The organism is Ellagibacter isourolithinifaciens (assembly GCF_008831035.1).
GTDB classification, from domain to species: Bacteria; Actinomycetota; Coriobacteriia; order Coriobacteriales; family Eggerthellaceae; genus Ellagibacter; species Ellagibacter isourolithinifaciens.
This window is the reverse complement of the sequence record NZ_WAJR01000037.1, coordinates 1-14,192: the sequence shown is the minus strand read 5'-3', so window position 1 is coordinate 14,192 and position 14,192 is coordinate 1. Positions and strand designations below refer to the sequence as shown.

Below are 14,192 nucleotides of genomic sequence, written 5' to 3'. Positions count from 1 at the left end.
TATCCATATGCGGTTATTGCCTTTCCACGAATCCTAACTTCAGCAATTAAGATTCTAGGCGATAACCGCTTCCTGCTTTCTACGGACAGGGAAGCGGCCCCTTACACCAACATTCGGCACGCGATCATATGGGGCAAACTTTTTAGAGCTTAAAGCGAGCCACCATAAGACATCTATCGCAATGATCGAAGAGGGTATTGCAGATATCGTTTTTGATTTTTGCGAAGAAAAAGATCTGATGGACGTCGACAACGTTGATTGCGTGCCCGTGTGCAACATTCCATTAGCAATTCTTGTCTCCAAGGCCAACCCATTAGCCAACAGAGAAACTGTCGCCATCGACGATTTGAGGGATTATACCTTAGTGAAAATGGAAGGTGCACATATGGCCCATGGCTGGAGCTGCATTGAGCGAATGTGCAAATCGCACGGGTTCGAGCCAACCTATCGCCGCCAATACTCCATGAGGCAGATTGATTTGCTAACCATTGCTGCAAATCTAGGTTCCGATATTATGGTTCTCGGCATGAATTACATTAAACGAATTGGAAGCGGCTCGGCTTTATTCGCCAAAGTCGTCCCCATCGCCGACGAGGATGCCTACATACCGTTGTCCGCGTTATTCCATATGAATAACGGTAACCCCATCCTCCAAGAGGCATTAGACCTGATTGCAGCAACCGACGAATCGCATACCTACGACTGCGCTCTCGAAGACAGCACCATTTTCAAGTAGATCACCCACAATTAATTGATGCGGAGATAGACAATGCCATGTTACCCCTGCACGCATTGCAATAAATGCGGCATTTTCTCGATGAAGCTTGATTTACGCTGCAATCATTGCGGCAGCCCAATAATTGCAGGCGTACGATCCTGCCCAGAATGCGGGTCTTCATATCAGCATAATATGAAAAGGGGGGGAATCGTAAAGCCAGTTGGATCCTCTGACTACTACACGGAAATCATTGAAGCCCAGCGCCACACGAACAGCTAGCTCACTTTAATCACAGGAGGTATTGCCAAATGCCGTGCTATCAATGCGGACACTGCGGGAAATGCGATATGTACTCGCGAGTTCTCGAGCTAAAATGCTCGTCATGCTCTGCACCGATTGGTCCGGGCGTTGCGAGATGCCCCGAATGCGGAGCAGACGTCCTCCACAGTATGAAAACTGGAGCGTTCCTTAAAACAACGAATAAGCCTCGGAGTGAATCCGAGGCTTAATGATCATGCTAGTTACCAATGAAAACACAATTTGCTATAACGATACTTCCCAACAGGGCAACGCAAATCAAGCCTACAACCAAACCTGCGATGAAATCGCTCTTCTTAGGTTTGGCTAGAAACCAGTTTCTGTTCTTGCCTCTCTTTTCACAAATCTCACCCATTGGAAACACCTTTGCCTTCAATAACGAGAATCGCCAGAATGAGGGAACGCAGGCGTCGCGCTGTCAACCTTCCCGTTTAGCGAGGTAAAAGCCTACTTGCGCGCCTCGTAATCAGCAAGAGCTATTTTCACAATTGCAGGGTTATTGCACACAGTCCAGGTAGGTTCCGTAACGCCCGTTTGAACTGCCATGCCATCAACGCCAAGAAGAACTTGGGGCTCGCCGTCAACTTCGGTAACTTTCACCTTTGCCTTCATATTGCCAGGATTGAGCACATACGAATCGATGCCAGTATCGGCATCATATTCATGAGATTCCACGGTAAACATTGTCTCCTCCTTTATACAGCCTCGACCAGATGTCTTAAGTTTAGAAGGTTGATAACGAATAGAGTTAATGCCCATTTGCATGGTCTTATTCCATAAAGGCATAGAGCAACTTAAAGCCCTATGCCTTTTAGCGACTGCATGACGCTTCTTTCGGTGCCCCGTTCTAAAAATGAAAGAGGGAATCGCTTTCACTCGTTGTTTCCATGGTTGGAATTTCACCTATTCAAAGGCTATTGGTTAAAACAGGACCCAGGGTAATTCATGTTAATGATTGCACGACGGAAAGGGAGCGAGGAAATGACTTCTACGAATCTGAACAGAAGAGACTTCTTCAAGGGAGTTGCCCTTACGGGTGGCGTCGCTGCAGCAGGGGTTCTAATTGGATGCAGCGAGGCGGCTCCTGCGGAGACCAAGCAAAATGAAACACGGAGCGAATTCGCTCAGGCGGCTCCTGTTTCATATGCGGACGACTATCTTGTTGATCCGAAGACGGAATGGGAAAAAGTCTGCAATGTTCCAGAAAGCGGCCTAATCGAAGGAATGAACTTTCAAGGCGACGTGCTGTGGTTCATCGATGTCGCCAAATCAAAGATTCAAAAAGTCGTTAATGGCGAAGCTGTCGACGTTTATGTTGACGGAGAACATAATGCTATGCCAAATGGCGCAAAATTCATTGATGACCACACACTTCTCATCACCGACCGTGCTCAGGGTTTGTGCACTTTTGACATTAATACTAACGAATACAAGGTTTTGCGTAGTGACTACAATGGCGTAAAATTCCTTGGTTTGAACGACTTGGTGCTCGACGGGCAAGGCGGCGCCTACTTCACTGATCCTGGCCAATCGGACTATCTTTCCAAAGATGGAGCCGTTTACTATGTGAATTATAAAGACGGGGATTTCGCGGTAGAACAATTCGCAACTGGCTTCGCCTATCCAAACGGAATCACAATTTCCCCCGACGGAAATTTCCTCTATGTCGCCGAATTCAACACCAATTCGATCATCGTCGTGCCCTCCAAGCTTTACAAGGAGGCGAAAGACACCCCCTACGTCCTTGCTCGCCTAGTTGGAGGACATGGCCCTGATGGTGTTTTAACAGACGCTTCTGGCATAGTGTACGGCGCCCACCTACATGCGGGCGAAGTTGTAGCCGTAGACGCAAAGGGCTGGCCAGTCGCAACAATTAGATTACCGGAGAATGCAGGTGTGCTTGTAAGTAATCTGACTATTCATGACGGCTATCTGTATGTCTGCGAATTCAGCCAAGGCAATATCTGGCGAATTGCCATCAATGCCGAGCCAAACCCTATTGCATGATGGGCCGCTAATTCGATAATGATGATTCTCGTTAGAAGGCGCGTTGATAACTGATAGTAATCGTCAACGTTCTAGACGGCGAGCTTCCCCAATCTAACCCATTCGCGCCGAAGCAACTATCCCTCTGCCGCTTCGGACTTCATCGAGGGTCTGGATTATTTCCAGGCCCTCTTCTCTTCCGGGGCGATCATAAAATACCCCTCACCCCACCCTTACAAATCGTTGAAAGCTCTCAACGTACTGCCGCTTTCTTCTAGCCCTCAATGAACGTTAAATGAAAGTATCGAAAGGGAGAGGATATTCTAAATATAGGGGGTCCCATGTCGAAAGGAATCGCCGGGCAGCGCGACCAGTCGCCCATGAACATCGAAGCAATCAAGAAGAAAAGGGCTTTTTACTTAGCAAGCTCTGCATTCTCTCTCCTATTCCTCGGGCTGATTTACGCATTCTCTATGTTTGCTGAGCCGATGTGCCAGGCATACGGCCTCGAGAAAAGCGCCGTTGCCTTGACCTTCAACATCATGATGATCACTTTTTGCATCGGCGCCGTCATCGGCGCTCAAATCGAAAAGCGTATCGGACTCAGGACAACGCTTTTCGCTTCCGCTGCTCTTTTCTTCGCTGGATTCGCAGGAACCGCCACGTTTGCAAATGGATCGATCGAGTCGGTTTACGTTTTCTACGGCGTCCTCGGAGGACTCGGCGTCGGCATCGGCTACAACTCCATCATCGCGACCACCAATGTCTGGTTTCCTGATAAAGTAGGCTTTTCGTCAGGCGTCTTGATGATGGGATTCGGTCTTGGCTCCCTGATTTTAGGCAATATCTCGATCAATCTCGTCCCCCTATTCGGTCTATCGAACGTCTTTTCCGCCATAGGGGTGGCTACCGTGCTCGTCGTGGCCAGCCTGGCCATGACGCTGTCGTACCCGCCTTCCAACATAGTTTCAATCATGGCGCCCGAGAAGGCATGCGGAACCAATTCGGATGACCCCGCAGACAACGACAACATCTTGAAAACGCCGACCTTCTACGTCTATTGCATCTGGGCGGTTGTCGTCATCGCAATCGGTTTAGCCACCATTGGGAACTGCGCCTCCGATGCGCAACTTGTCGGCTTCGACGTCGGCTTCGCAACGCTCCTCGTGGGCCTTGTCTCAACCTGCAACGGGCTCGCCCGCGTCATCATCGGCGCATTGTACGATAAGACCAATGTGAAAATCACCATGCTCGTTGATGGAATAGTCGCAATCTGCGCAACGGCATGCATTGTCGGCGCATTTACGACCGGTATCTCGGGATTGTACGTCGTCGGCGCTTTCTGCTGCGGGTTCTGCTACGGCGGCGTTCCCGTTGTGGCATCGGCTTTCTCAAGACAAAGATTCGGCTCGAAGCGCTACCCGTTCAACCTCTCTGTCGTAAACTTCGCCATCGTCTTCGGCTCGCTGCTCAACATCATCGTGCAAGCCATCGTCAACGATTCCAGCAATCGCATGGGGGTATTCCTCATCATGGGGGCGCTGGCCATCATCTCAACGCTTGACGTCATTGCCTTCTCAAAGATGTGGGACCGCGACATGCGCCGCCTCGAAAATCTACGACTCAGTTCGAAATAGCGTGGCGCCAGGGCACTTCCCAATTGCCCCGCGCGCGTCCGCTGTTCGCCTTCTCCTCCCTCGCGGCGGACAGTTTCCCTCAATGCGAAGGCCCCTGTTTAATCACAGGAGCCTTCGCATTTTTCAGACTCACCAACAAAGACAGAATCGCAACTCGCAAACCCTCAGCGAGTCGCGCGCCGTTCCCTGGCGACAGAAGCGAGCAGCTTCAGTCGATTCAACTGGTTAACGGAGCTCGTACCGGCATCGTATTCAAGCGGAGCAACCGATAGCTCCGGATAGCGCTTCTTTATAGCACGAAGAACTCCGCTTCCGCCAACGTGTCCAGACATGCAGGCAAAGGTGCTTGCATAAGCAATGTCGCACACTCCACGATGGGCAAATAGTTCGATGTACCCCGGCACGAGAAAACTGGATCCTGTTGCAACATCTACTGGCAGCACCTGGTCCTGAATGCCAGAATGCTCCTCGTTAATTGGAATAGGAGCAAAATAATCCCCTTGAAATAAAGCGAGCATCTCTTCTATAGCGCCCGCGAAACGGGGCCACGCCCCACACTCCCGGCAAATCATCGCCAGAAGCTGCGAGGCAAACGGGACCACCGCCTGACACTCCTCATCGCGAATCTTGGCGATGAGTCCATCGTTTATCCCACTATCGAAGATTGCGGGATAAGAGCCAACAACTCCGATTACAGGAAAGCTAGAAGCCTCATTAAGGTGCCCTCGAGCGCACGTATCTGCCTGCTCGGCGGCTCGCCATACCGCTTCTTTCTCCCCTGACTCAGCAGCAAAAATCGCCTCGGTACGACATCGCACAAGCTCGCTCGACGCTTTTCCCGAAGACAAACCCCCTTTGCGAATCAGCGGAGCAAGATAGTTCTCAAGCTGAAGAACTATATCACCCGCGACAAGCCCACATGCAAGGCGCTCGGGAAGATCAGCGCACACATCGTCGTAAAAGTCCTCGTCAAGATCGAGCAGATTGAGAACGCGCACGCCCTCAAAAGCCTCTCCTTCAAGAGCTCGCTGAGTGAACCAAGGGGCGTCCTTTGACCGGCAATCAAGGCAAAGACAAGGCAAGGCGCACGCCCTCGAACTGCCGCCGTCAACCGACGACTTTTCTTCCCCCATCGCCATAATGGCTCGACCCGCAGTGATGATGGTCGCGAAACAGGCGTCGTTGTTCACATGGGCCAAACCAAGAGCCGCAGTTCGTCCATAGGCCCCGCTCGCCAGTGAAACGGAATCGCACCCCGCGCCCTTAAGCGAAGCCCTCATAAACGGCGCATGGAAATCGGAAAAGACAGGAATCAGCAGGTTTCTATTTTTTTCCGTCATCTTCGGGCAATCCTCTCTTCTCGAAGCTTCGTCGTTCGTGCGCGGCAATCATCGACCGGACCCGAATGCGAATCGACGCCAGATCGACCATCTCGTCAATCTTCAGAGCAGTGAAGACCTTCCCACCGCCCTCGATGACGTCCCGCGCGCGGTCAACGGTAAGCGCGTCAAGCCCGCAGCCGAACGAGTACAGCTCCATGAACTCGAGATTGTCGAAGGCGATTGTTGCTTGCGCAGCATTTAGCACCCGATCAGGATAGAGCCAGCCTGAAAGATTTGACGCTTCAGCTTCTAGCGGTCCCTCAGCAAACAACAACATATCCTCGGTTAAAACCGCGAACCCACATTCTCGAAGCAAGCCCGCTATCCCGTGGCCAATTTCGGGATCTCCATGATACGGACGCCCAGCAAGAACAATCCCCCGCCCGCCTCTCTGCCCGATTGCGGCAAGGGCGGTTTTTCCCATCCTCGCGATGTCGTCGCGAAACGCTCTTTGCGCCGCAGATCCAACCACAAGCGCATGCTCGATATCGGCCAAAGAGAGGTCGAGGGCAATGGGGCGCAAGGCGTCAAGAAGCCGGACCGCGACATCAGCGCGAACATCGAGATCTTCTGAAGAGAACAACCCTTCCAGAACGGGAGCCGCAAGAGGCACGCCCCCCTCACCGATCCCCTCCACATTCGCCTTCAAGACGAAGGGGACGCCCCTCGACGGCGGGCAAGAGAGCTCTCCAGGCATGACCTCGCGCACACTTGGCGCAAATATTGCAGCTACACGACGATTCACCAGGTCAAGAGCATGTGCATGCACGATTTTCGAGGGAAAGCACGCCGATTCGGAAGGAATCGTCCCAAGCGCCGCACCGCGAAGCTTCGCGCGCTCGCTTGACAAAACGACGTCGAAACCCAAGTCGTTCAAAACCCCATCCCAGAAGGGGAAGAGGTCGAACATCTCGAGGGTTCGCATGATGCCGATAGAGCCCCGCGCTCCCGAGCTTTCTCGCGCAGCGCGCGTAAACGCCCTTCGCACGCGAGCGGAGTAATAATCCGAAAACTGGATTCCACTTTTCGCACCCGAGCGATCACCGCGCGCGCAGCGGTTCCCAACAGACAGCTCTCGCGTTTCGCCGTCGCTTTCAAAAGTCGTGACCGTTATAGAGCAATGGTTCCCGCACAACTCGCACGTTTCTGTTCGCACTGTCAGCTGCAGTCTCTTCAATTGCTCGAGCGAGAGAAGCTCCGAAACGCTGCAAGCACTTTTGCCTTTGCCGCGAACATGCTGCTCGCGAGCCAGAAGGGCAGCGCCATATGCGCCCATGTGCCCCGCGATATCGGGACGCACTACCTCGATTCCCGACAGCTTTTCGAACGCGCGCAACACGGCGTCGTTCAGAAACGTCCCACCTTGCACCACGACGTGCTTGCCGAGGGCGGCGAAATCGCGCACGCGCATCACTTTGAAAACGGCGTTGCGAACAACGGAATACGCAAGGCCCGCGGAGATGTCCCCGATGGTTGCGCCCTCCTTCTGAGCATGGCGCACACGCGATGTCATGAACACCGTACAGCGCGTTCCCAAATCTACCGGCTCGGATGCGAACAACGCAGCGTCAAGGAACCTATCGAAGCGGACATTCATCGACCATGCCATTCCCGAAAGCAGCGCCCCGCAACCGCTCGAGCAAGCCTCGTTGAGGACAACGTTGTCAAGCGAGCCATTGCGCAGGTAAATACACTTGATATCCTGCCCGCCGATATCGAGGATGAAGTTCGCATCGGGGGAAAGCGATTGCGCGGCGCGCATATGACACACCGTCTCAACTTCGCCCGCATCTACCCGAAGCGCTTGGCGCAGATAATTCTCACCATACCCCGTAACGAGCGAGCGGGCAATGGTAATTGCGGGAGAACCGTCGTGCATGCGAGGGATATGCTTCCACAGATCGAGAAGCATATCCCTCGCGGCCTCAATGAGATTTCCCGCCGATCGAGCATAATACGTCCGAAGAATGCTGCCATCTTTTGCGATAAGCGCATACTTGATCGCCTCGGAGCCAGAGTCGATTCCGAGAAACGCCTCTCCTTCGTATGCGCCCATATTCGTCCGAGGCGCACGATGAGACGCGTGGCGCTTGGAAAATGCCTCGAACTCTTCTTTGCTGCCGAAAAGCGGGTCAAGACGAGGCAGGGACGCTCCCTGCCTCCAATCGATTCCGTTTATCTTCTCGACCATTTGAGAGAGGGTGGAAGGCTGAGCATGCCATTGAGCCAGCGCAGCTCCTTGCGCAACAAACAGATGGCCCTCGCGCGGGACCACCACGTGATCGCTGTCGAGACCGAGCCGATCGATAAAGCGTTCCCGCAGCGCCGAGAGAAAATGAAGCGGTCCGCCCAAGAAAGCGACGTTGCCAACAATGGGCCTTCCGCATGCCAAGCCGCCGACGCACTGAGCGACAACCGCATCGAACGCAGAGCCGGCGATATCTTCCTTCGAGACCCCCTGATTGATGAGCGGGCGTACGTCTGCCTGGGCAAACACCGCACAACGCGAAGCGATGGGCAGGATGTTCTTGCAGCCATGGGCGCAGTAGTTGAGCTGTTCGGCGTTCATATCGAGCATGCCGGCGATGGTATCGATGAAGCCGCCCGTGCCGCCTGCGCACGTGCTGTTCATCCGCAGCTCCTCGCCACCCGTCAAAAACAGGATCTTCGAATCCTCTCCCCCGATTTCGATGGCGGTATCCGTTTGAGGAATCAGCGTCTTGATCGCCGATCGGACCGAAACGACCTCCTGAGTGAACGGCAAGCCCAACAACTCGGCAAGCTGCATTCCAGCAGAGCCTGTAACACCGAAGGTCATCGCTTCGCAGGGGAAGTGAACGCTCGCGTTCTTCAACGTGTAGGCAAGCGTCTCGAACACATTAGATAGATGGCGCTCGTAAGACGAATACAGCACTTCGAGACCATCATCAAACACGACGAGTTTCACAGTCTTCGAGCCCAAATCGATACCGGCATGGAGCACGGCTCCCCCCTCTCCGCAATGGCTAAGATCAGCTGCTATTCCCCTTGTTCCCAAGGGTATACAGGCTTCGGTCGCTCTTGCTGCTCTCGTCGCTTTTTCGCCTGCTGAGCAAGTTCAACAATCTTCTGGTGCTCGATTCGCTTCTTTGCAAGATATTTCTGCTTGGCAGCATCGCGCATCGCGTCGGTAATGGGCTCGCCGCAGTTTGGGCAGGCGTCCTCAAGCAGGTTAATCGGGCCCGCGCATTGTGGGCAAGTCGAATGCTTGTCGTAGCATTTGCCGCAACGGGAGCAATCGGTGCAGGCGAAAGTCATGACGCGCCTCCAAAGTAACACGCGGTCGCCCCGCCTGCATGAAAGCGAACGAGGCGACGTATCATTAGATATGAATCAACTAGCGATAGACAGCGAGATGGCCGTCGGTCTTCTCCGCGAGCTCGTTGATCTTGTCGAGCTCATCGACATGCAGCGCCCTGGAGATGCAGATTGCCGCGCAGGGAGCCTCGCCTTCTTTCTCGAGACAATTCGCGCACTTGTCGAGACGGTACGCGTACGGCGACATGAACATCTCGTGGCGGCCGTCGACGACATCGGGCTTGCCCAGAAACACGCGCATATACGTTTCGGTTACCGGCAAGTCGTAATAGTCTTGGCAAGCCAGCTGACACGCTGAGCAACCAACACAATAATCAAGCTCTACGAGCACTCCAATTTTCTTTGCCATGGTTCTTCCTTCCTAACACGCGAGGATTCAACTATCGGACTACAGTTCGTTCACCTTGGTGACCTTGCAAAGCAAGCTTCGCATCGGCGCCGCGCCAAAGCCCGGATCGGAGCCCTCGGCAGTGGTGAGAATGTTCGGGTTGCCCTTGTCCCAGCTGAAACCAGGAAGATTCAGCTCCTTGCAAGCGTGCTTGTAGTTGGGTCGGCACATGGACGCAGCGCCCTTGATAACGCCCTTGGAGATGCGGGCCTTTGCCTTGATTTTGCCACGACGGGTCTCGACCCAGAGCCACTCGCCTTCGGAGATCTGACGCTCACGCGCGTCATCCTCGTTAAGCTCGATATAGGGCCACGGCTCGAGAATGCGCTGATGGGCGATGTTCGTCCATGCGGAGTGGTAGAAAGCGTAGTCGCGAGCGCCGGTGGTAAGGCAGAGGTCGTATTCCTTATAGAGGTCCGGCGTCTGATACGGACTCTCGAAAGGCTCGCTGTAGCTCGGCAGGGGCGAGTCATAGCCGTAAGAAGGCATCTGCTCCGAGAACACCTCGATGCGCGACGTCGGAGTCTGGAATTTGACCAGGCCCTTCTCATGCTGCCTCGTGGTGCGGTTCTCTCCGCCGTACAGGACGAAGTAACCGATCTTCGCAGCCTCTTCGTAGTCGTTGATAGGCTCCTTGCCGTTCGGCTTCAGATGGAACTCGTTGAGGCGCCAAAGCTGCATCTCCTCGGAAGACTTCCACGGCCACAGATCGGGAGCGAAACGACGACCGAGCTCACGCTGGAAGTACCAGTCGTCCTGAGCCTCGCCCGGAGCGTCGACGGCCTTCTGCGGGATGATGAACGGACAGGGCTCGGGATAGAGCTCCTCGTCAAACACGCCAACGCGCTCCGACCAGTGGGCGGCGGGAAGGACGATGTCGGCAATCTCGTTGCCGGGGGTCATAAAGTAATCCATGTCGACATTGAGCTCGAGGATGTCGTTCAGCAGCGCACGGTGAATCTTCTCCGTATCCTCGAAGCAACCCAAGGGGTCGTTCGCAACGGAAATCATCACTTTGACAGGCCAAGGCTCGCCCGTAAGCATTGCGTCCCACACGTCGTTCGGGATGTTAGCGTTGCCGTAAACCTGCGTGTACATCGGATGCTTGTCGTAGCCGAGGCGCAGCTTCGGCGGAACGCGGTCATACGCGGTGATCTTAGGATCGAGCATGAACTCCCAGAAGGTGTTGAAGTAGATGCCTCCCTTGTCGTCGATCGGCGGGTTCAACAGCAGCTGGAGAATGGTAATCGCGCGACCTGACTGCAGGGCGTTCGAAGTCATCATACAAGCACCGAGATATGCAGTGAGCAGCGAGGACTTGCCATCCGTGGGGTTGGTGATGATGTCGAACATCTGGAGGATCTTCTCGACCGGAGTCCAGGTAACGGCGGAAACCTTCTCGGGGGTCCACATCGCAACCTCGTCCTTGTAGGTCTCAAGGCCGGTCTTGCATTCCTTCTTCGAGCCGTCCTTCAAGGTCACTTCGTGAACGCCCATGATGTCGGGGTGCACATCTTCGCGATCGAAATCTTCCGTCTCAGGACGCCAGATGGCGATAGCATCGACGTTCTTGTCCCAAACGACATAATGTTCGTCGGATCCGCCTTCGACGAGGTCAGCCTCGCGAAGCATCATACGGGTGTCAGCGTCGATCAAAAAGCCGGAATTCGTCCATTTCGAGAGCATAGGCTCTGCGTTCATGAATTTGCCGCTTTGGAACATAAGGTTGGTGAGGCCCATCGCCAGAGCGCCGTCGGTACCGGGGCGAACCGGAACCCAAAGATCGGCCTTAGCTCCGATGTCGCGGAAAACCGGGTCGACGACCACGACGTGTGCACCGTTGCGCTTCGCGTCCATGATGCGAAGGCCCGAATACTGGCGCGAGCGAATGGGGTTGGTGCCCCACATTACGATGGAGCCAGCGTTGCGGTAGTCGCATGCCTCATGAGGATGGAACATACGACCCCAGGTCACATGCGTCTGAGCCAGGTTCGGAAGCAAGCAAACATGAGTAGGCCAAACCTTGCCGCCGCCGTTCCAGGAGTTGTTCAAGCGATCGAGGAAGTGGTTGGAGCCACGGCCTGTGCCCTGGGAAATGATGATCGACTGCGGACCGTACTCGTCGATAACCTTGCGCATCTTCGCCTCGATGAGATCGATGGCTTCATCCCACGTGATGCGCTCCCACTCGTCCTTGCCGCGGTTTTCCGTATGGGGTTCGTCTACCGACCACGTCTTGCGCTTCATAGGGTACTTCAGGCGATCGGGATGGGAGTGGATCTCTTGGGCCGAAAACGCCTTCACGCAAAGAATGCCGTCGTTGACCGGGCAATCCTTATCGCCCTCTACGCGAACAATCTCGTTGTTGTCATTGACAGTAAGGATGACGCCACATTTGGAGTGGCAGTCGAAGCATACTGTGCGTACCTTTTTTTCCATGTCCTACCTCCGTCTTTTCTCTCGTCTATGTCTCGTCTGCGCCGGAAAAAGGGCGCAGTCCACCACCGTCAGCCGAATGCGGCTTAAAAACGGTTGTAGCCGATTAGAATTTCTTGTCCTTGGTTTCAGGACCGATAAGGAATACAAGCAAACCAGGAATGATAACCATGGCCGCCGCGATGTACATCGTGGTGTACACACCGAAGCTCGTCATGACGCCCGCAAGCACAATCGGCCCGATGATGGAGCCCATTCGGCCCCACGAAGTCGCCAGACCGTTTCCTGTCGTTCGAATGCTCGTCTCGTACAACTCGGGCGTATAGAGGGCCATCATCATTGCGTTCAGGTACTTGCCGAACTGGTAAAGGATGCCCGTGATGATGAGCATAACAAGCGTGGTCGAGGCGCCGTACGCGATGCCGAAGATCGAAGTGCACAGGCCCGCGATGAGGAACGTCTTTTTACGCCCGAACTTCTTCGCAGCCCACGTCGAGAAGAACCAAGCGGGGATGCCACCCAAGATGCCAATAGTGACGAAGCCAGTGGATTGCACGACGTCAAAACCCTTTTCGATCAGAATCGTCGTGAGCCATGTCGTCAATCCGTAATCGCTGAACATGCTAATGAACCACACAAAGAAGCAGAGTATGGTAACCTTTAGATACTTCGAGCTGAAAAGGTCCTTAAACGTCGCTTTCGTTTGGACACGCTCGATGACCTCGACGGGGGGAAGTTCCTTGTGCCTCGCTATGGCTTCCTGCTCGAATTTCGTGCAGATTGCATCGGCTTCCTCCCATCGACCCTTGGCTTCAAGCCAAAGGGGCGATTCCGGACAACATTTGATGATTCCGATTACGAACAGCGCAGGCAGAGCCTCGGCAAGGTATACTCCACGCCAGTCGAAATGCGGAAGGATGAGCACCGTGAGTACGCCGGCGACCGCAAACCCGACAGGCGTCATGAGCTGGTAGAGCGTCATGAACTTCGGTCGATCCTTGCCGGAAACTAGCTCGCTAAGGTAGCTAAGTGCGACTGGGAACTGAGCGCCAAGCCCAAGGCCTAGAATAAATCGCATCGTGAACAGGTAATACACGTTCGGAGATGCTACCAAAGCGAATCCCGCAACGCCCCAAATAAACATCGAGACGACAATCGTCTTTTTACGCCCAACCTTATCGGCGATGCGCCCAGCAGCGATAGCGCCGATGAACATTCCAAGAAAACAAATCGACGAATAATAGCCGCCCGTTGTTGCGTCCATGCCGAAATACTCTCGGATAGTCGGCATAAGAAAACTCGTACCGCCGAGGTCAATTGTCTCGGCGAACCAACCCATCAGCACGAAGAAAATAATCAAGGTGGTGTGCGGTGATGTTGGGATACGGTTCATTCGGTCAGCAACAGAATAATGAGGTTCCTTCTTCGCCTCCGTCGCCTTCCCGTCTGTAACTGGTCCTGCCATTGTCTGATCCTCCTCACAAACATAAACGATCTGCCACTAGATAAACCCGTTGGGAGTGCTGGACAGATTTAGGATGACGGATCATGCCCCTTTGATTTCCCCTCTCTTTTCAACCCCCTTTTTCATCCCATGAGTACGATACGATGCGGCCACAAGAAGGTCGAACAAGCGCTTGTTTAAGTGCTTCAACTGTTTTGATGCGCTACAGAAGACGGCAGGGTTTCAAACATGCAGCAAAACGCCCCTCCTTCCCAAACCGATCGCAATGGCTGGAAAGAAGGGGCGTTGGATTCTTCTATTAATACGCGAGCAGGAAGATCATGACGACAGCATCTCAAACGTCTTGAAGTAGCGAGGCTTTCCCCTCTCCTCTTCGAGTGGCTAGTAGCCTTTTGCGGTACCGTCAGTCAGCGAAAGACGGTACCGCAAATCGGCTAATCACGGTACTGGCTAGCCGCTCTCCTCGTCCTTCTTACGCTTCGCGAAGTACTCGCGCATGTTCGGC

11 protein-coding genes are annotated in these 14,192 nt (G+C 54.0%); 4 read left to right on the top strand and 7 right to left on the bottom strand.

The window, feature by feature from the left end; translation table 11 throughout:
* Nucleotides 1–61 precede the first annotated feature (61 nt).
* Both F8C90_RS10130 and F8C90_RS11475 read left to right on the top strand, forming a co-directional pair.
* The gene (locus tag F8C90_RS10130; RefSeq protein ID WP_158050390.1) at nucleotides 62–736 is read left to right on the top strand and encodes a substrate-binding domain-containing protein; all 675 of its coding nucleotides are present in this window, start codon (nucleotides 62–64) and stop codon (nucleotides 734–736) included.
* Between the two features lie 33 nt (nucleotides 737–769).
* A complete protein-coding gene (locus F8C90_RS11475) occupies nucleotides 770–997 on the top strand; it encodes a zinc-ribbon domain-containing protein (protein ID WP_484488902.1) in 228 nt (75 codons plus the stop codon).
* 486 nt (nucleotides 998–1,483) lie between these two features.
* Here F8C90_RS11475 and F8C90_RS10125 read toward each other — a convergent pair whose 3' ends face one another.
* Complete coding sequence (locus tag F8C90_RS10125; RefSeq protein WP_158050389.1) at nucleotides 1,484–1,720, bottom strand: hypothetical protein; 237 nt, start codon at nucleotides 1,718–1,720, stop codon at nucleotides 1,484–1,486.
* A gap of 297 nt (nucleotides 1,721–2,017) precedes the next feature.
* Here F8C90_RS10125 and F8C90_RS10120 point away from each other — a divergent pair, with 297 nt between their 5' ends.
* A complete protein-coding gene (locus F8C90_RS10120; RefSeq protein WP_170264638.1) occupies nucleotides 2,018–3,043 on the top strand; it encodes an SMP-30/gluconolactonase/LRE family protein in 1,026 nt (341 codons plus the stop codon).
* Nucleotides 3,044–3,363: 320 nt separating this feature from the next.
* Nucleotides 3,364–4,659: an MFS transporter gene (locus F8C90_RS10115; RefSeq protein WP_158050387.1), complete on the top strand. Its 1,296-nt coding sequence runs from the start codon at nucleotides 3,364–3,366 to the stop codon at nucleotides 4,657–4,659.
* Between the two features lie 164 nt (nucleotides 4,660–4,823).
* Here the strand turns inward: F8C90_RS10115 and F8C90_RS10110 are convergent, their stop codons facing one another.
* From F8C90_RS10110 to F8C90_RS10085, 6 genes are all read right to left on the bottom strand, one after another.
* A complete protein-coding gene (locus F8C90_RS10110) occupies nucleotides 4,824–5,999 on the bottom strand; it encodes a hypothetical protein (protein ID WP_158050386.1) in 1,176 nt (391 codons plus the stop codon).
* On the bottom strand, nucleotides 5,983–9,024 hold the full coding sequence (locus tag F8C90_RS10105; protein ID WP_158050385.1) for a BadF/BadG/BcrA/BcrD ATPase family protein: 3,042 nt from the start codon (nucleotides 9,022–9,024) through the stop codon (nucleotides 5,983–5,985). Before F8C90_RS10105 ends, F8C90_RS10110 begins: the two co-directional genes overlap by 17 nt.
* A gap of 35 nt (nucleotides 9,025–9,059) precedes the next feature.
* Nucleotides 9,060–9,338: a hypothetical protein gene (locus tag F8C90_RS10100; RefSeq protein WP_158050384.1), complete on the bottom strand. Its 279-nt coding sequence runs from the start codon at nucleotides 9,336–9,338 to the stop codon at nucleotides 9,060–9,062.
* Between the two features lie 79 nt (nucleotides 9,339–9,417).
* Nucleotides 9,418–9,747 (bottom strand): 4Fe-4S dicluster domain-containing protein, encoded by a 330-nt coding sequence (locus F8C90_RS10095; RefSeq protein ID WP_158050383.1) that lies wholly within the window; start codon nucleotides 9,745–9,747, stop codon nucleotides 9,418–9,420.
* A gap of 39 nt (nucleotides 9,748–9,786) precedes the next feature.
* Nucleotides 9,787–12,225, bottom strand: coding sequence for a molybdopterin-containing oxidoreductase family protein (locus F8C90_RS10090; protein WP_158050382.1), 2,439 nt, complete (start codon nucleotides 12,223–12,225; stop codon nucleotides 9,787–9,789).
* Nucleotides 12,226–12,328: 103 nt separating this feature from the next.
* Nucleotides 12,329–13,687: an MFS transporter gene (locus F8C90_RS10085; protein WP_158050381.1), complete on the bottom strand. Its 1,359-nt coding sequence runs from the start codon at nucleotides 13,685–13,687 to the stop codon at nucleotides 12,329–12,331.
* Nucleotides 13,688–14,192 lie beyond the last annotated feature (505 nt).